Origin of the sequence: Nocardioides xinjiangensis, assembly GCF_017916385.1 — a bacterium.
Classification (GTDB): domain Bacteria; phylum Actinomycetota; class Actinomycetes; order Propionibacteriales; family Nocardioidaceae; genus Nocardioides; species Nocardioides xinjiangensis.
Genome location: NZ_JAFMSW010000002.1, coordinates 75,798 through 92,249 on the forward strand (window position 1 = coordinate 75,798; position 16,452 = coordinate 92,249).

The 16,452-nt window shown below is 74.2% G+C and carries 16 protein-coding genes; 6 read left to right on the top strand and 10 right to left on the bottom strand.

Annotation, left to right across the window (positions count from 1 at the left end; all coding sequences use genetic code 11):
• Positions 1 to 6: 6 nt before the first annotated feature.
• The 3 genes from J3P32_RS15220 to J3P32_RS15230 all read right to left on the bottom strand — a co-directional run bounded on the left by J3P32_RS15220 (position 7) and on the right by J3P32_RS15230 (position 5,103).
• Positions 7 to 3,018: an AAA family ATPase gene (locus J3P32_RS15220; protein WP_210440906.1), complete on the bottom strand. Its 3,012-nt coding sequence runs from the start codon at positions 3,016 to 3,018 to the stop codon at positions 7 to 9.
• Positions 3,015 to 4,202 carry an exonuclease SbcCD subunit D gene (locus J3P32_RS18585; RefSeq protein WP_210440907.1) on the bottom strand — a complete coding sequence of 396 codons (1,188 nt, stop codon included), beginning with the start codon at positions 4,200 to 4,202 and terminating at the stop codon, positions 3,015 to 3,017. Before J3P32_RS18585 ends, J3P32_RS15220 begins: the two co-directional genes overlap by 4 nt.
• A gap of 73 nt (positions 4,203 to 4,275) precedes the next feature.
• Positions 4,276 to 5,103, bottom strand: coding sequence for a formate dehydrogenase accessory sulfurtransferase FdhD (locus tag J3P32_RS15230; RefSeq protein ID WP_210440908.1), 828 nt, complete (start codon positions 5,101 to 5,103; stop codon positions 4,276 to 4,278).
• A 184-nt stretch (positions 5,104 to 5,287) separates the two neighbouring features.
• Between J3P32_RS15230 and J3P32_RS15235 the strand changes: the two genes are divergently transcribed.
• On the top strand, positions 5,288 to 5,431 hold the full coding sequence (locus J3P32_RS15235; RefSeq protein ID WP_210440909.1) for a hypothetical protein: 144 nt from the start codon (positions 5,288 to 5,290) through the stop codon (positions 5,429 to 5,431).
• A 97-nt stretch (positions 5,432 to 5,528) separates the two neighbouring features.
• Complete coding sequence (locus J3P32_RS15240; protein ID WP_210440910.1) at positions 5,529 to 5,972, top strand: OsmC family protein; 444 nt, start codon at positions 5,529 to 5,531, stop codon at positions 5,970 to 5,972.
• On the opposite strand, the gene J3P32_RS15245 is transcribed toward J3P32_RS15240, so the two are convergent.
• The 3 genes from J3P32_RS15245 to J3P32_RS15255 are packed head-to-tail and all read right to left on the bottom strand — an operon-like array spanning position 5,959 to position 8,027.
• Positions 5,959 to 6,684, bottom strand: a complete 726-nt coding sequence (locus tag J3P32_RS15245; protein ID WP_210440911.1) for a peptidylprolyl isomerase — start codon at positions 6,682 to 6,684, stop codon at positions 5,959 to 5,961. The two genes, J3P32_RS15240 and J3P32_RS15245, sit on opposite strands and share 14 nt — an antisense overlap.
• Positions 6,685 to 6,709: 25 nt before the next feature.
• A complete protein-coding gene (locus tag J3P32_RS15250; RefSeq protein ID WP_210440912.1) occupies positions 6,710 to 7,561 on the bottom strand; it encodes an aldo/keto reductase in 852 nt (283 codons plus the stop codon).
• Positions 7,562 to 7,604: 43 nt separating this feature from the next.
• Entirely contained in the window at positions 7,605 to 8,027 is a 423-nt protein-coding gene (locus tag J3P32_RS15255; protein WP_210440913.1) for a hypothetical protein, read from the bottom strand.
• Positions 8,028 to 8,117: 90 nt separating this feature from the next.
• Here J3P32_RS15255 and J3P32_RS15260 point away from each other — a divergent pair, with 90 nt between their 5' ends.
• Complete coding sequence (locus tag J3P32_RS15260; RefSeq protein WP_246851228.1) at positions 8,118 to 9,317, top strand: SPL family radical SAM protein; 1,200 nt, start codon at positions 8,118 to 8,120, stop codon at positions 9,315 to 9,317.
• Positions 9,318 to 9,321: 4 nt separating this feature from the next.
• Here the strand turns inward: J3P32_RS15260 and J3P32_RS15265 are convergent, their stop codons facing one another.
• Together J3P32_RS15265 and mmuM are read right to left on the bottom strand one after the other, a co-directional pair.
• The gene (locus tag J3P32_RS15265; RefSeq protein WP_210440914.1) at positions 9,322 to 9,930 is read right to left on the bottom strand and encodes an SGNH/GDSL hydrolase family protein; all 609 of its coding nucleotides are present in this window, start codon (positions 9,928 to 9,930) and stop codon (positions 9,322 to 9,324) included.
• Between the two features lie 221 nt (positions 9,931 to 10,151).
• Positions 10,152 to 11,066 carry a homocysteine S-methyltransferase gene (gene mmuM / locus J3P32_RS15270; RefSeq protein ID WP_210440915.1) on the bottom strand — a complete coding sequence of 305 codons (915 nt, stop codon included), beginning with the start codon at positions 11,064 to 11,066 and terminating at the stop codon, positions 10,152 to 10,154.
• Positions 11,067 to 11,129: 63 nt separating this feature from the next.
• Here mmuM and J3P32_RS15275 point away from each other — a divergent pair, with 63 nt between their 5' ends.
• Positions 11,130 to 11,921, top strand: coding sequence for an Fpg/Nei family DNA glycosylase (locus J3P32_RS15275; protein ID WP_210440916.1), 792 nt, complete (start codon positions 11,130 to 11,132; stop codon positions 11,919 to 11,921).
• Positions 11,922 to 11,942: 21 nt separating this feature from the next.
• On the opposite strand, the gene J3P32_RS15280 is transcribed toward J3P32_RS15275, so the two are convergent.
• Both J3P32_RS15280 and J3P32_RS15285 read right to left on the bottom strand, forming a co-directional pair.
• Positions 11,943 to 12,608 carry an alpha/beta fold hydrolase gene (locus J3P32_RS15280; RefSeq protein ID WP_210440917.1) on the bottom strand — a complete coding sequence of 222 codons (666 nt, stop codon included), beginning with the start codon at positions 12,606 to 12,608 and terminating at the stop codon, positions 11,943 to 11,945.
• The gene (locus tag J3P32_RS15285) at positions 12,608 to 14,968 is read right to left on the bottom strand and encodes an ATP-binding cassette domain-containing protein (protein ID WP_210440918.1); all 2,361 of its coding nucleotides are present in this window, start codon (positions 14,966 to 14,968) and stop codon (positions 12,608 to 12,610) included. Before J3P32_RS15285 ends, J3P32_RS15280 begins: the two co-directional genes overlap by 1 nt.
• 187 nt (positions 14,969 to 15,155) lie before the next feature.
• Between J3P32_RS15285 and J3P32_RS15290 the strand changes: the two genes are divergently transcribed.
• Both J3P32_RS15290 and J3P32_RS15295 read left to right on the top strand, forming a co-directional pair.
• Positions 15,156 to 15,638: a pyridoxamine 5'-phosphate oxidase family protein gene (locus J3P32_RS15290; RefSeq protein ID WP_210440919.1), complete on the top strand. Its 483-nt coding sequence runs from the start codon at positions 15,156 to 15,158 to the stop codon at positions 15,636 to 15,638.
• A gap of 19 nt (positions 15,639 to 15,657) precedes the next feature.
• The gene (locus J3P32_RS15295; protein WP_210440920.1) at positions 15,658 to 16,452 is read left to right on the top strand and encodes an SRPBCC family protein; all 795 of its coding nucleotides are present in this window, start codon (positions 15,658 to 15,660) and stop codon (positions 16,450 to 16,452) included.

Below are 16,452 nucleotides of genomic sequence, written 5' to 3' on the forward strand. Positions count from 1 at the left end.
GCACGATCAGGCGAGGGCGAGGGTGGTGCGGCTGCCGCTGCGGCCGCGGTGGACGCGCAGCTGGGTGGGGATGCGGGTCTGCAGCTCGGGGACGTGGCTGACCACGCCGACCACGCGCCCGCCGTCGCGCAACGTGTCGAGGGTGTCCATCACGTCCTCCAACGTCTCGGAGTCGAGCGCGCCGAAGCCCTCGTCGACGAAGAGGGTGTCGAGGTCGGTGCCGCCGGCCTCGTCGGTAATCACGTCGGCGAGGCCGAGGGCCAGGGCGAGGGACACCACGAAGGTCTCGCCGCCGGACAGGGTGGCGGGGTCGCGGTCGTCGCCGGTCCAGTCGTCGCGGACCAGCAGGCTCAACCCGCCGCGTGTCTCACCGGCACCGCGTCGGCCCGTGTGTACGAGCGTGTAGCGCTGGTCGCTCATCGTCGTCAGTCGCAGGTTCGCCGCGTCGACGACCTGCCCCAGGCGGTGCGCGAGGACGTAGGCGGACAGCCGCATCTGGAGCCGGTTGTCGGGGTGCTTGCCCTCGACCAGCGCGGCGAGGTCGGTGACGAGGTTGAGGTCGTCGAGGACCGGCTGCCAGGCCGACAGCGCAGCCGTCACCTCCTCGGCGAGGCTGCCGAGCCGGCGGGCGCGGTCGCGCAGCGCCAGGTCGCGCTGGCGGGCGGCGACCGCCTCCTCCTTGGCGGTGCGGTGGGCCCGCGCCAGCGCCTCCAGGTCGGGCGGATCGGCCTCGGCGGACCGGGCCAGGGCCTCGTCGGCGAGGAGTGCGCCCACGCGGGCGACCTCGCGCTCGTGGCTCTCGATGGCGTCGAGCAGCGCGGCGAGGGTGTCGGGCGGCAGCCAGGCAGCGGCTGCTGCCGCGGACGACGCGAAGCCGGCAGCGGCAGCCACCTCGTCGGCGGCGGCCTGTGCGCTCGTCGCCGTGCCGCGGGACCGGGCGAGGTCGGACGTGATCTCGTGGTGCCGCCGTGCGAGTGACTCGACCCGCTGGTGGTGCGCGGCGAGGGCGTCGAGGTCGGAGCCCTCACCGAGCACCGCGCCGATCTGCTCGTGCAGCGCCTCGATGCGGGACGTCAGGACCGCGGCCTCCGTCTCGTGTCGGGACACAGCAGCGACGAGCCGCTCGCGCTCACCGGTGAGGGAGGCCTGCTCCGTGCGGAGGTCGTCGACGCGCGTCGCCAGCGTCTCGGCGCGGGCCGCCGCGGCGCGTGCCCGGTCGCGCTGCCCGGTGACGCGCAGCTCCTCGGCGAGCAGGCGCTCGAGCGACTCGCCCGACTCGGTGCGGGCCACCGCGAGCTGCGCCTCGAGGCCGCGGACCTGCTGGGCGTGTGCCTCGACGACCACCTCGAGGTCATCGACCTCACGACGGGCGCGGCGCTCGGCGGCCTCGTCGGGCGCGCCGGGCGCCGGTGAGGCGGGGGAGGGGTGCTCGGCCGAGCCGCACACGGGGCAGCAGGCCCCGACGGCGAGCTTGCCGGCGATCTCGGCGGCCATCCCGTCCAGTCGCTGCTCGCGGATCTCGACCAGGGTCTCCCGGGCGAGCAGCCGCGCCTCGGTGGCGCCGCGCAGCTCGGCCTCGGCCGCCGCCAGCCTGGAGGTGAGCTCCTCGGCGGCGCGTGCCGCACCCACCCGGGCGCCGAGCACTCGCAGCTCGCGGTCGAGCGCCTCGGCGGTGGTGACCGCTTCGCGTGCCGTCGCGAGGTCCGGCTCGAGCCGCGCGAGCGCCAGGGGCACCTCCGCGAGGCGTTCGTCGACCTGCCGCAGCTGCGCCTCGACCTGCTCCCGCGCCCGAGCGGCGGCGGTGACCTGGCGGTCGAGGTCGCCGGCCTGTCGCTGCAGGGGACGCACGCGAGCGACGTCGGCCAGGGTGCTGGTCGCCGTGCGCAGGTGGTCGTCGACGTCCGTCGCCTCGAGGGACGGCACGCCCAGGACGCCGGCGAGCGCGGCGAGGGCGTCGGCTGCTCGCCGCTCGAGGTCGGCGACCTCGGCGCGGGACTGGGCCGCGAGGTCGTGCAGGGACCGCACCGCAGTGGCGCGCTGGGCTGCGTCGGCCCGCTGAATGCGGGAGGCGTGCTGGGCGGCCTCGGCCTCGAGCGCCGTCCACGAGCGGTGCGCGGCGGCGTGGGTGGCGCGCAGGCCGGCGAGCTCGACGCCTGCGGCGTCGGCCTCCGCGGCCGCTGCCTCGGCGCGGGCCGCCGCGTCGACGGCGATCGCCTGCTCCTCCGACGCGCAGACCGCTGACTCGAGCATCGCGCGCACCCAGGGTCCGAGCGACGTGGGGTCGGCCGTCCACTCCTCGGGCACACCCTCGCCGGCCACCTCGCTGACGCGGCTGACCAGGTCGGCGACCGCGGAGCGGTGTGCGTCGCAGGTGCGCCTCAGCTCGATGCGGCGGTCGCGCAGCCAGCGCTCGGTGCGGTCAAATCGTCCGGTCTGGAAGACCTGCTGCAGCAGGGCGTGCCGTTCCTCCGAGCGGGCCCGCAGGAACGCCTGGAACCTGCCCTGGGGCAGCAGCGCGACCTGGCAGAACTGGGGCAGCGTCATCCCGACGAGCCGGGTCACGAGGTGCCCGGCCTCGTCCAACCGGGTGGTGAGCGGCTGCCACTGGTGACCCGTGCCGTCCGACCCGTCACCGGTGGAGTCGTCGGCGGACGGACGACGCTCCGAGATCACCACCCGGGCCTGCTCGGTCGTCGTGCCGCTCCCGCGCTTCTTGGGGCGGGTCCAGGCCGGCGACCGGTCGATGCGGAACCGCCGGCCCGAGAGAGTGGCCTCGAGCACGACCCGGGGAGCCACGCCGGGCGCGGCATGGTCGGAGCGCAGCCGCTTGGCGATCGCCCGGTCGCCGGGCACGTCGCCGTAGAGGGCGAAGCACACGGCGTCGAGGACGCTCGACTTGCCGGCTCCGGTCGGCCCGCTGAGCAGGAACAGCCCAGCCGCTGACAGGGCGTCGAAGTCGACCGTCGTCGGGTCGGCGAACGGGCCGAAACCGACCACGTCGAGGCGGTGGAGCCTCACCCGGCACCACCGGGTGCGGGCGCTGCCGCCGCAGTGACAAGCACGTCCTGGTCGGGGTCGTGGCAGCAGGCGTCGACGGCCTCCTGCAGCAGGGCCGACTCGGCCGCGCTCGCCCCGGTGCCGCGCACGTGGCGCACGAAGTCGAGCGCGATCGCGTGGTCGCCGGCCCCGGCGGCCGGTCGCGGCGGCGCCTGCGGGTCGGCGGCCGGGGTGGGGAACTGCAGGACCAGCGTGTGCGGAAAGCGTCGGCGCAGCTGCTCCATGGCGCGAGCCGGCCGACGCGGGTCGGTGAGGGTCACCTGGACCCAGTCGTGTTCGTGGTGGGTGAGCGAGGGGTCGGCGAGGAGGTCGTGCAGGGTGCCGGAGAGGCGTGCGAGCCGGCGCGGGACCGGCGCGTCGATCCACGTGGTCGAGACCAGGCCGGTGGCCCCGAGCTCGACGAGCCAGGAGCCCTTGACCTGGTCGGCCTCGGAGAAGGAGTAGGCCAGGGGCGAGCCGGAGTAGCGCAGGCCCTCGGACAGGACGTGACGGCCGTGCAGGTGGCCCAGGGCGGTGTAGTCGACGCCGTCGAAGACCGTGGTGGCGACGCGCGACACCCCGCCGACGCTGATGTCGCGCTCGGACTCCGAGGGCGTGGCCCCGGCGACGAAGGCGTGGGCGAGGACGACCGACCGGGTCGTCGCCGGCCGGGCCGCGAGGTCGGCACGGACCCGGCGCATCGCCTCCCTGAGCGCTGCCTCGTGGCTGCGGTGACCGAGCGACCACGGCTCGAGGAGCGCGGAGGGGTCGAGGTAGGGGATGGCGTGGATCGCCACGTCGCCGTGGCGGTCGCCGAGCAGCACGGGCGTGCCGACCGAGGAGGCGTCGGTGCGGACGAAGACGCCGGCGGCGTCCATGAGCCTGGAGCCGAAGCCGAGCCGCCGGGCACTGTCGTGGTTGCCGCTGCTCACCACGACGCGGGCCCGCGACGCGGCGAGCCGGGCGAACGCCTCGTCGGCGAGCGCGACCGCGTCGACGTGCGGCAGCGCCCGGTCGTAGACGTCGCCGGAGACCACGACGACGTCGACCGCCTCCTGCTCCACCACCTCCAGCAGGTGGTCGACGAACGCACCCTGGTGGCCCAGGAGGCCCTCGCGGTGGAAGGACCTCCCCAGGTGCCAGTCGGAGGTGTGGAGGATGCGCACGGGACGACCGTAGAACGCACCACCGACAGCACCCGACCACCACGCCGTGGTGGCCGGGATCGGTGCCCGGGGGTCAGGAGTAGCTGACCGTGCGACGTCCGGAGGTGAAGCCCCAGAGGTCGATGCCGGCCTCCCGGGCCAGGGCGGCGGCCAGGCTGGTCGGGGCGCCGACGGCGACGATCGACCCGATGCCGCTGGCGGCGGCCTTCTGCACCAGCTCGAACCCGACGCGTCCGCTCAGCACGAGGCAGGCCGACGCCGGTGGCTCGCCGGCCAGCACCCGCGCACCGACGACCTTGTCGACGGCGTTGTGGCGGCCCACGTCCTCGCGCACCACGAGCAGCGTGCCGTCCGCGTCGGCCAAGCCCGCCGCGTGGACGCCGCCGGTCCGCGCGAACAGCTTCTGGCGCTCACGCAGCGCGTCGGGGAGGCGGCGTACGACGTCCGCGGCGGGCCGGTCGCCCGACCATCGCGCCGCCGGCCGCGTGGCGAGCGCCTCGCTGACGCTGTCCTTCCCGCACACCCCGCAGGCGGAGGACCCGGCCGACGCGGCGACGTGGCGGTGGGGGAGCTCGGCGCCGCCGGCGAGGGTCACCGTCACGACGTTGAACTCCTGCTCGGGCGTCAGGTCCGCATCGGTGCAGTAGGCGACCTGGACCAGCCCGTCCTGCGTGGCGAGGCCCTCGTTGACCAGCCAGCCGGCGGCCAGCTCGAAGTCGTGGCCGGGGGTGCGCATGGTGACCCACGCGCGGCGCGGCTCGACGCCGGCCGCGCGCACGCGGATCTCGAGCGGCTCCTCGGTGATCAGCCGGTCCTCGCGGGACACCGGGTCCGGCCCGGCGTGCTCGACGACACGTGTCCGGACCGAGGGGCCGGGCCGTCGTGTTCGATCGGTGGTCACGCCTCGACCCTAGCCCGGAGGCGTTCGCGAGCGCCGCCGGTCCGGTGGCGGAGATCACCCGCTCGTCGATACCAAACGCCGGTGGGAGCCGCCGTACGATGTAAGAGCCGCAACGGCGCGGCTACGTCTTACATCTTCGCTCGCTCACGTGGGGGCCAGGACGCCCCCGGAAGGACAGATCCCCATGAACCCGCAGCTGCACCTCGCCATCAGCCTCGTCGATGCACGAGCGCGATCGGCCGAGGACCGTGCCCTCCTGCGCAACGTGGAGATCGCCCGTCGCGAGGAGCGCCGCGCCCGACGCGCGGCCCGCCGCAGCACCCGCTGACCCGCGCGGGCAGGGCCGCAGCGGGCCCCGGCCGCTGGGCGGACCGGCGAGCTGGTCGCCGGTCGTGGTCCCTGCTCGCTCTGGCAGGGTGAGCGCCATGAGCGACCAGACCGACCCGTCCCTGCGCAGCGTCGAGCTCACCCGCATCGGGCCGGCCCGCTTCAAGGCCACCAACGCCCGCGGTGGCGAGACGTTCTTCGGCACCGGGGGAGAGGACCCCGACTTCACCCCGGTCGAGCTGCTGCTGGCGGCGATCGCCGGGTGCAGCGCCCTCGACGTCGAGGCGATCACGCACAAGCGCACGTCCAGCACCAGGTTCGACGTGCGCGCCGAGGGTCGCAAGGTGCGCGACGAGCACGGCAACCACCTGACGGGCCTGCGGGTGTCGTTCGACGTCGCGTTCCCCGAGGGCCGCGAGGGCGACGTGGCCCGCGCCCGCCTGCAGGCGGCGATCGAGATGTCGCGCGACCGGCTGTGCACGGTCTCGCGCACGGTGCAGCTGGGCGCCGACGTGGCGTACGACCGGGTCAGCCGACCGTGACCTCCTCGATGGTGACCTCCTTGTTCGGGGTGCCACCACCGGCCGGGTGGGCGCCGTCGTTGCCCTCGGCGGCGATGGCGTCGATGACCTCGAGGCCGGCGTCGTCGATGGTGCCGAAGACGGTGTAGTCGGGCGGGAACTGCGAGTCGCGGAAGACGAGGAAGAACTGCGAGCCGTTGGTGTCGGGGCCCGCATTGGCCATGGCGAGCGTGCCGGCCGGGTAGGTCTCGTCGCCGCTCAGCTCGTCGGCGAAGGAGTAGCCGGCGCCGCCGGAGCCGGTGCCGGTCGGGTCGCCGCACTGGAGGATGCCGAAGCCCTCCTGGTCGCCGATGCGCGGGCACGGGGTGTCGTCGTAGAACCCCTGCTCGGCCAACGACACGAACGAGTTCACCGTGCACGGCGTGGTGGCTGCGTCGAGGGTGATGCCGATGTCGCCGAAGTTGGTCGTGATGGTCGCCGGGACGGTGCCCTCGGCCTGCGCCTCCGCGTCGGGCGCCTCGACGTCGCGGGCCGGCTCCTGCCCGTCGGTGGGGTACTCGCAGGTGGTCGTCTCGCCGGAGGCGGAGGGTGACCCGCTCGCGCTCGGGCTCTCGCTGGAGGTGTCCGTGGCGGTGCCCTGCCCGTCGGCCTCGTTGCCGCACGCGGCGAGGGTGAGGACGGACAGGCACGCGGCCACGGAGGCGAGGCGCTTCAGGGGTGAGGGGGTCGACATGGCGCCGATGGTAGCCAGCGGCTGCTCACATCTCCTCGTGGGTGTCGGGGTTGCCGCCGAACAGCCGGCCGTCGGGCTCGGCCAGCCCGGAGATCGCCGCCACCTCGTCGTCGGTGAGCTCGAAGCCGAAGACGTCGAGGTTCTGCGCCTGGCGCGCGGGGTCCGCGGACTTGGGGATCGGCAGCGAGCCGAGCTGGACGTGCCAGCGCAGGATGACCTGGCCGGGGGAGACCCCGTGCGCCGCCGCGGCCGAGGTGACGACGTCCTCCTCGAGCGGCGCGCGCCGCTTGCCCATGGGGCTCCACGCCTCGGTGCGGATGCCGAGCCGCTCGTGCACCTCCCGCATCCCGGCCTGCGGGAACCGGGGGTGCAGCTCGACCTGGTTGACCGCCGGCGTGACGCCGGTGTCGTCGATGATCCGCTCGAGGTGCTCCGCGGTGAAGTTCGAGACGCCGATGGAGCGGACCAGGCCGTCCTTCTGCAGCTGGACGAGCGCGCGCCACGCCTCGACGTACCTGCCCTGGCCGGGGTTCGGCCAGTGGATGAGGTGGAGGTCGGTGCGCTCGACGCCGAGCCGCTCGAGGGAGCCGCGCACCGACGCGATGGCGTCGTCGTACGCGTGGTGGCGGCCGGGGATCTTGCTGGCGACCAGAATCTCCTCGCGGGGGAGGCCCGAGCGTCGGACCGCCTCGCCGACCTCGACCTCGTTCTCGTAGTTCACCGCCGTGTCGAGCAGCCGGTAGCCGGCCTCGATGGCGCTCAGGATCGCCGCGGTGCCGTCCTCGCCCCTGAGCGGGTAGGTCCCGAAGCCGATCGCCGGGATGGTGGTGCCGTCGTTGAGGTCGTACGCCGGGATCGCGCTCGGGTCGTGGGCCATGGCCCCACCGTAGGGGGAGCGGCCCGATCAGGCGGCCAGGCGGTCAGGAAGTCAGGCCCACGACCAGGACGAGGCCGACGAGCGCGGTGGCTCCGAGGCCGTGGCCGAGGAGCACCGACTTGGGGATCTGCTTCTCGACCACTCGCACGTCCGCCGGGTCGGCGGCCGGCTTGTGCAGCGTGTCGGAGTGCCCGAACGTCCGGGCCGCCATGACGAGCCCTCCGGCCACGCTCGCCAGCAGCGAGCCGAGCGTCACCCAGACCCACATCTTGTCGGCGGTGAGCAGCCACGCGACCCACCACACCGGGGCGATGATGCCGAGCATCGAGTGTCCGAAGACGACGAGGGACGGCAGGCGGGTGGCGCGGGCGGTGCTGGACCGGGAGTTCGACGAGGCGACGGACATGAACAGGTAGGACCCGACGACCACCTGCACCACCAGCAACATCATCACGAGCTTCGACATGACGCCCGGTACCCCGTGCAGCGCCGATCACGCGGGCACCCGGCGGCGCGGACGGGGCATGACCGGGCCCGGGGGAGGGAACCTCGTGAGATGCCCGACGAATCCGCCGGCGCGCCGGACGTGGACCTCGGCGTGCCGCTCGCGCTGGACGTCCAGCCCCTGCCGCACAGCGCGAGCGGTGAGGCCACGACCGAGATCGACCTGTCCCGGTTGGCGCCGCCCAGCCGCCCGGCGCGGCGTTGGGTGCCCAAGCGCGTCGTGGTCACCCCCGCCGCGCTCGACGAGCCGCACGGGCAGCGCGTCGTGGCTCGGGTCGAGGCGCTCGGCATCGAGGTCGAGCGGCTGCGCGCGAACCGGCTGACCGGGGTGCGGGGGGAGTCGGACCGGGAGACCTACGCGCGGGCGAAGTCGACGATGGCCATCGTGGTCAGCCCACCCAGCCGGCGTCGGCTGCAGCCCATCGCACCGAGCGCCGACTGGCGCGTCGACCTCGCCGAGGGCTGCCCGGCGCACTGCCAGTACTGCTACCTCGCAGGCTCGTTGTCCGGGCCGCCGGTCACCCGGGTCTACGCCGACCTCGACGGCATCCTCGACGGCCTCGCCGACTACGTCGGGACCGGCACCGTCACCAGCCGCTCGGCCGCCCGCAGCGAGGAGGGGACGACGTTCGAGGCCTCGTGCTACACCGACCCGCTCGCCCTCGACCACCTCACCGGCAGCTGGCAGCGGGCGATCGAGCACTTCGGCGCCTGGGACGCGCCGGTGCAGCTGCGGTGGACCACGAAGTACGGCGACGTCGACCGCTTCCTCGACCTGCCGCACGCCGGCCGCACGCGCGTGCGCTTCAGCGTCAACTGCCTGCCCGTGACCCGGCGCTGGGAGGGTGGCACCAGCACGCTCGAGCAGCGGCTCGACGCGCTCCGCCGGCTCGCCCTCGCGGGCTACCCGGTCGGGCTGACGATCGCGCCGATCATGCCGCTGGAGGGCTGGCGCGACCACTACGGCCACCTCCTCGACCTCGTCGAGCAGGCCGTGGCCGACGTACCGGCGCCGGACCTGACCGCCGAGCTGATCACCCACCGCTTCACCGCGTCGAGCAAGGAGGTCCTGCTCGGGTGGTACCCACGCACCACGCTGGAGATGGACGAGGCGCGACGCTCGGTCAAGCGCGGCAAGTTCGGCACGAGCAAGCACGTCTACCCCCGCGAGGTGATGGCCGAGCTGCGGACGTGGTTCGACGACGAGCTCGGCCGGCGGCTGCCGCAGTGCCGGGTGCTCTACTGGACGTGAGGGATCACCGGCGGCCGACGACGTCGCGGGCCGCCGCCTCGACGGCCGGCAGCATCGCATCGGCGATGACGGCGTAGCCGGCGCTCGAGGGGTGGAACCGGTCGGCGGAGAACAGCGAGGGATCCGTGCCGAACGCCCGGGAGGCTCGCTGGTCGCCGTCGGCGACGCGGCCGCCCTCGGCCAGCACGGCAGCCGACTGCCGCTCGCGCAGCACGTCGCCGGCCGCACGGACGACGTCGCGCAGGTACGGCGGCACGTGGGGGACCGCGCTGAGGTCGGGTGCGGGTGCCACCACGACCTCGCTGCCGGCGGCGCGGAGGCGGCGAACGGCGTCGGCGAGCGCGGCCACCGCCCGGTCGACCGGCTCGCGGTGGGTGAGGTCGTTGGCGCCGATGACGACCACGGCCAGCTGCGGGGACCACCGCAGGGCGGCGTCCACCTGCGCGGCGAGCCCGGCGCTGCGGGCGCCCGGCACGGCGTACGTCGCGAGCTCGACGTCGACGCCGCGCACCGCAAGGCCGTCGACCAGACGCGGACCCAGCCGTTCCCGGTCCCGGCTCGCTCCCTGCCCCCACGCGATGGAGTCGCCGAGCAGCGCCAGTCGAACGGTCATGTCCTCAGCAGAGCAGACCGGACCAAGGAACGGGGGGCAGGGCAGGGAGAGGAACTGGGGCCCGACGCCCATGCATAATGACATAATGTCAGTTATCGGCGACATGGCCAGGCGTTGCGGCCGCGCTCATCGTCGGCCCGAGGTGCAGCCAGCCCTGACGTGACATCGTGGAACATCGGGGTCATCCAGTGACGCGGATCCTCCACAATCGTTGGACGTGCTCAGCTGCCGCTGACCCGGCCGAGCGCCAGGCGCAGGGACGAGACGTCCTCGGGCCCGACGCGGCAGCACCCGCCGACGAGCCGCGCGCCGCCGGCGACCCAGCCCGCCACGTCGGCGGCGTGGAAGGCCGAGCGGCCCTCCCACATGCGAGTGGCGGCGTTCCACGACTGGCCGGAGTTCGGGTAGACCACGGCCGGGCGTCGATCACCGACGAGCGGGACCGCCGTCCCCGCGTCGGCCGGTGTCGTGCAGTTCACCCCCACCGCGATCACCTCCGCCACGTCGGCGGCCATGGCGAACGCCTCCGCCAGCGGCTCGCCCGCCCGGGTCCGGCCGTCGGCGGCCGACAGCGACAGCCACGCCGGGACGCCGGTGCCGTCGAGCTCCGCCAGCACGGCCTCCACCTCGGCCAGGCACGGCACGGTCTCGACGGCCAGGACGTCCGCACCCGAGCCGACGGTCGAGGCCAGGACCTCGAGCCTCGGGCGGTGGAAGGCCCGCAACCCCGCGACGTCGAGGTCGTAGTCGCCGCGGTACTCCGAGCCGTCGGCCAGCACCGCGCCGTACGGGCCCACCGAGGCGGCGACCCAGCCGCCCGGCGCCACGGCGTCCCGTGCCGCCGCGGCCAGCTCGACGCTGCGCCGGAGCACGGCGGCGACCTCCCCGCGGTCCGCGCCCTGCGCGCCGAAGCCCTCGAAGGAGACCTGGTACGACGCCGTCGTGGCGACCTCGGCGCCGGCGGCGAAGAACTCCCGGTGGGCGGCCTCGACGGCCGCGGGCTCGTCACGGAGCAGCCGGGCCGACCAGAGGTCGCTGGACAGGTCGTGGCCGTGCCGCTCGAGCAGCGTGGCGAGGCCGCCGTCGAGGACGACGGCACGCGAGGCGACGGCGTCGCGGAGGCTCGTGCGGGTCATGGCGGCGAGTCTGGCACCCGAGGGGTGTGCCCGGTCCCTTGCCCGGTGGGCGAGCATCGGTGCGTGCCAGAGGGACACACCATCCACCGCCTCGCCCGTCGCCATGCCCGGCTGCTCGTCGGCCACCCGGTGGCCGCCGACAGCCCCCAGGGCCGCTTCGAGGACGGCGCGCGCCTGCTCGACGGCCGCATCCTCGAGCGCACGGACGCGTGGGGCAAGCACCTGTTCCACCAGTACGGCGACCTGTGGCTGCACGTCCACCTCGGCCTCTACGGCACGTTCGACGACGGCGTGCTCCCCGCTCCCCCGGCCCGCGGCGCCCTCCGGCTCCGCCTGGTCGGCGGCGGTCACTGGCTGGAGCTGCGCGGGCCGACGGCCTGCGAGGTCCTCACCGCTGCCGAGCGCAAGCGGATCCTCGCGCGCCTGGGGCCGGACCCGCTGCGTCGCCGCCCCGACGTGACGGCGTTCGTCACCCGCGTGCTCACCAGCCGCACGCCGATCGCCACCTTGCTGATGGACCAGTCGGTCGTGGCCGGCATCGGCAACGTCTACCGCGCCGAGGTGCTCTACCGCCACCGGCTCGACCCGTTCCGCCCGGGCCGGGACCACGACGCGGCGGTGCTCCACGCCCTGTGGGACGACCTGGTCGTGCTGATGCGGGCTGGGGTGCGCGTCGGGCGCATCATCACCACCCGGCGCGAGGACCGCGAGCGCCGCACCGGCAGCCCCCGCCGGGAGGACGCGCACTACGTCTACCGCCGCACCGGCCTGCCGTGCCGCATCTGCGGCACGCCCGTGCAGGACGCCGAGATCGCCTCGCGGCGGCTCTACTGGTGCCCGGTCTGCCAGTCCTGACCACCGCCGGCCGCGCGCCGGTCAGGGCAGCAGCGCCTGCACGGCCGCCGGGTCCTCGACGTGGGCGTTGTGACCCAGCCCGGGCAGCGTCACCGGGTCGGCGACCAGCGCGGCGAGCTCCGCGTGGCTGACCATCGGGTCGTGCTCGCCGCGCGCCAGCACCACCGGGCAGTCGACGGCCGCCAGCAGGGCCGGCACGTCCGGCACGCCGACGCCGAAGGTGCGCGGGTCCTGGGCGAGCCGCCAGCCGCTCCCCTCCCCCACCACCGCGGTGCCGACCGCGGGGTCGTCGGGAGCGACGAGGCCCGCGAGCCCGGAGACGCGGAGGAACCGCTCGGCGGCCTCCTCCCGGGTCGCGTACGTCGCCACCGGGCGCTGCGCCACCGCAGCCGCACGTGCCACGTCATCGGGCGACCAGGCCACCTTGATCCCGAGGCCCACGACGCCCGCCACCCGCTCCGGGGCCATGGCGGCAAGCGCCAGGGCGACGACCCCGCCCATCGAGTGCCCGACCAGCGGCACCGGGCCGTCGAAGCGCTCGAGCAGCGGGCGCACCGCGTCGGCGCACCGCTCGAAGGAGTACGTCGGCTCCCAGGGCGCGGTCCCGTGACCGGGCAGGTCGGGCCCGACGCCGTCGTAGCCGCGCCACACCGCGCCCGTGGCGCCGAGGCCGTGCAGCAGCAGCATCAGGCGCCGACGTAGGCCGCGAGGTGCTTGCCGGTCAGCGTCGGCTCCGCGGCCGCCACCATCTCGGCCGGTGGGCCCTCGAAGACGACGGTGCCGCCGTCGTGGCCGGCGCCCGGCCCGATGTCGATGATCCAGTCGGCGTGGGCCATCACCGCCTGGTGGTGCTCGATGACGATGACCGACCTGCCGGAGTCGACGAGGCGGTCCAGCAGCGCGAGGAGGTTCTCCACGTCGGCCAGGTGCAGGCCGGTGGTGGGCTCGTCGAGGATGTAGACGTCGCCCTTCTCCCCCATCTGCACGGCCAGCTTGAGGCGCTGCCGCTCGCCGCCCGACAGCGTCGTCAGGGGCTGTCCCAGGGTGATGTAGCCGAGCCCGACGTCGACGAGCCGCTCCAGGATCGTCACGGCGGCCGGGATCCGGGCCTCGCCCTGCCCGAAGTGCGCGAGCGCGTCGACGACCGACATCTCGTGCACCTGCGCGATGTCCTTGCCGCCCCGGGTGTGCTCGAGCACCTCGGCCTTGAACCGGCGGCCCTCGCACTCCTCGCACGGCGACTCGACGGTCGCCATCGGGCCGAGCTCGGTGAAGATCACCCCCGCGCCGTTGCACGTCGAGCACGCGCCCTCGGAGTTGGAGCTGAACAGCGCCGGCTTGACGCCGTTGGCCTTCGCGAAGGCCTTGCGGATCGGCTCGAGCAGCCCGGTGTAGGTGGCGGGGTTGCTGCGGCGCGACCCCTTGATCGCGCCCTGGTCGATGACCACGACCCCCTCGCGGCCGGCGAGCGAGCCGTGCACCAGCGAGCTCTTGCCCGACCCGGCCACGCCCGTGACGACGGTGAGCACCCCGAGGGGCACGTCGACGTCCACGTCCTTGAGGTTGTGGGTGCTCGCGCCGCGGACCTCCATCGCGCCGGTCGGCCCACGCACGGCGTCCTTGAGCCGGGCCCGGTCGTCGAGGTGGGTGCCGGTGATCGTGCCGCTCGTGCGCAGCCCGTCGACGTCGCCCTCGAAGCAGATCGTGCCGCCGGCGGAGCCGGCGGCCGGTCCGATGTCGACGACGTGGTCGGCGATCGCGATGGTCTCCGGCTTGTGCTCGACCACCAGCACCGTGTTGCCCTTGTCGCGCAGCTGGAGGAGCAGGTTGTTCATCCGCTCGATGTCGTGCGGGTGCAGGCCGATGGTCGGCTCGTCGAACACGTAGGTGACGTCGGTCAGCGAGGACCCGAGGTGCCGGATCATCTTGGTGCGCTGCGCCTCGCCGCCGGACAGCGTGCCGGCCGGCCGGTCGAGCGACAGGTAGCCGAGCCCGATCTCGGAGAACGAGTCCAGCAGGTGCTGCAGGCCCGCGAGGAGGGGCGCCACCGAGGGCTCGTCCAGCCGGCGCACCCACTCGGCGAGGTCGCTGATCTGCATCTGGCACAGGTCGGCGATCGACTTCCCGGCGATCTTCGACGCCCGCGCCTCCGGCGTCAGCCGGGTGCCCTCGCACTCCGGACACGTCTGGAAGGTGACCGCGCGCTCGACGAAGCGCCGGATGTGCGGCTGCATCGCCTCGGGGTCCTTCGACAGCATCGACTTCTGGATCTGCGGGATGATGCCGTTGAAGGTGAGGTTGACGCCCTCGACGTTGATCTTGGTCGGCTCCGCCCACAGCATCGTCTCGAGCTGCTTCTTGGTGAACGACCGGATCGGCTTGTCCATCGGCAGGCCCATGCCCTCGAAGAGCCGGCCGTACCACCCGTCCATCGAGTAGCCGGGCACCGTCAGCGCGCCATCGGAGAGCGACTTGTCCTCGTCGTAGAGCGCAGTGCGGTCGATGTCGTTGACCTTGCCCATGCCCTCGCAGCGCGGGCACATGCCGCCGAGGTAGACCTCCTGCTTGGCGATGCGCCGCTCGGTGCGGCCGCCCTTCTCGGTGGTCATCATCCCGCTCGCCTTGCGGGTCGGGACGTTGAAGGAGTACGCCGTCGGCGGGCCGACGTACGGCTCGCCGAGCCGGCTGAAGAGGATCCGCAGCATCGCGTTGGCGTCGGTCGCGGTGCCGACGGTCGAGCGCGGGTTGGCGCCCATCCGCTCCTGGTCGACGATGATCGCCGTCGTGAGCCCCTCGAGGTGGTCCACGTCGGGGCGCGAGAGCGACGGCATGAACCCCTGCACGAACGCGCTGTAGGTCTCGTTGATCAGGCGCTGGGACTCCGCCGCGATGGTGGCGAAGACCAGCGAGCTCTTGCCGGACCCCGAGACCCCGGTGAAGACGGTGAGCCGCCGCTTCGGCAGCTCGACCGTCACGTCCTTGAGGTTGTTCTCCCGGGCCCCCACGACCCGGATCAGTGCGTGGTCGTCGGCTGGGTGTGTGGTCATGCTGCGCTCTCCCCGTCGTCCTTCGGCCCTCGAGCCGTCGAGCCCTCGAGCCGTCCGCCCGCCGGGTCGCTGCCCGCCCGGCGGCTGCGGGCCATCCTGCCAGTACGACGGCCGAGCGGGCAGGAGTGTGACCGCACCCGCCCGGCAGGATGAGGTGAGGGTTTGTCCACCGTGCGAGGGTCGAAGCATGACGACACACGACGACCAGATCTCGACCGTTGCGGAGCTCATGCGGGCCACCGACATCGCCGTGCTGACCTACGTGTCGCTCGACGGCGCCCTCGTCTCCACGCCCATGGCCACGCGTGACTTCACCGATCCCGGCACCACGTGGTTCCTCACCGAGCGCGACACCGACAAGGTCCGTGCGATCCAGGCCGACCCGCGCGTCAACGTCACCTACCACGGCGACAACGGCTGGGTCTCCCTCAGCGGCACCGCGACGGTCAGCGACGACCGGGCGAAGGTCGCGGAGCTGTGGGACGCCTCCGCCGACACGTGGATGTCCGGTGGTCCCGAGGACCACGCCAACGTGGCGCTGCGCGTCGACGGCGCGACCGCGGAGTACTGGGAGTCGCCCGGCAAGGCCACCGCTGCCGTGCAGCTGGTGAAGGGGCTGGTGAGCGACAGCCGCCCCGACATGGGCGACAACGACACCGTCGAGCTCTGACCAGGGCCCGGCTGCCGACATGCTCGTCGAGGCACACGGACCCGCACCGGCCAGCGACGTCTGGCGTCGGTTCACCGAGCCGGACGCCTGGCCCGGCTGGGCGCCGCAGATGAGGAGCGTGGAGGCCGACGACGCGGTGCTGGCCCCCGGCACGCGCGGCCGCGTCCACGGCCCGGCCGGCGTGACGGTCGACTTCCGGATCCTCGACGTCGACCACGAGCTGCGGTCGTGGTCATGGAGCGTGGGTCGCGGTCGGGCAGCCGTGCGGATGGACCACCACGTGCTGCCCGCCCCGGGCGGCGGCAGCCGGGCCGTGCTCCGGGTGCCGGGACCGGCGGCGACCGTGCTCCAGCCGTACCGCCTCCCGGCGGTCGCGGCGCTGCGGCGGCTGGTGCGGGCCACGACCGGCGGGCAGGCACCCGCCGAGGCGGTCGCGTCGTTCGACTTCGCGTTCGCGCCGGCGTACGCCCTCGCCGGCCGCGCGTTCGGCGTGACGCCGAGCACCACGACCGTCGAGGTGGGCCCGCAGTGGCTCTACGTGCGCTACGGGCCCTGGCGGCTCGTCACCCCCCGCAGCAACGTGGCCTCCGCCGAGGTGACCGGCGACTTCCGGTGGATCCGCACGGCCGGCCCACCGCACCTGTCGCTGAGCGACCGCGGCGTCTCCTTCACCACCAACGGCGAGCGCGCCCTCTGCGTGACGTTCCACGAGCCGGTGCCCGCCATCGACCCCACGGCGACGATCACCCATCCCGGCGCGACGCTGGCGGTGGCCGAGCCCGAGCGGCTGGCAGCGGCGCTCGGTCTCGCGTGA

Coding starts and splice junctions, on each gene's coding strand:
- J3P32_RS15235 (WP_210440909.1), top strand. CDS start 5,288: ATGAACCCGCAGCTGCACCTCGCCATCAGCCTCGTCGATGCACGAGCG.
- J3P32_RS15240 (WP_210440910.1), top strand. CDS start 5,529: ATGAGCGACCAGACCGACCCGTCCCTGCGCAGCGTCGAGCTCACCCGC.
- J3P32_RS15245 (WP_210440911.1), bottom strand. CDS start 6,684: ATGTCGACCCCCTCACCCCTGAAGCGCCTCGCCTCCGTGGCCGCGTGC.
- J3P32_RS15250 (WP_210440912.1), bottom strand. CDS start 7,561: ATGGCCCACGACCCGAGCGCGATCCCGGCGTACGACCTCAACGACGGC.
- J3P32_RS15255 (WP_210440913.1), bottom strand. CDS start 8,027: ATGTCGAAGCTCGTGATGATGTTGCTGGTGGTGCAGGTGGTCGTCGGG.
- J3P32_RS15260 (WP_246851228.1), top strand. CDS start 8,118: ATGCCCGACGAATCCGCCGGCGCGCCGGACGTGGACCTCGGCGTGCCG.
- J3P32_RS15265 (WP_210440914.1), bottom strand. CDS start 9,930: ATGACCGTTCGACTGGCGCTGCTCGGCGACTCCATCGCGTGGGGGCAG.
- mmuM (WP_210440915.1), bottom strand. CDS start 11,066: ATGACCCGCACGAGCCTCCGCGACGCCGTCGCCTCGCGTGCCGTCGTC.
- J3P32_RS15280 (WP_210440917.1), bottom strand. CDS start 12,608: ATGCTGCTGCTGCACGGCCTCGGCGCCACGGGCGCGGTGTGGCGCGGC.
- J3P32_RS15285 (WP_210440918.1), bottom strand. CDS start 14,968: ATGACCACACACCCAGCCGACGACCACGCACTGATCCGGGTCGTGGGG.
- J3P32_RS15290 (WP_210440919.1), top strand. CDS start 15,156: ATGACGACACACGACGACCAGATCTCGACCGTTGCGGAGCTCATGCGG.
- J3P32_RS15295 (WP_210440920.1), top strand. CDS start 15,658: ATGCTCGTCGAGGCACACGGACCCGCACCGGCCAGCGACGTCTGGCGT.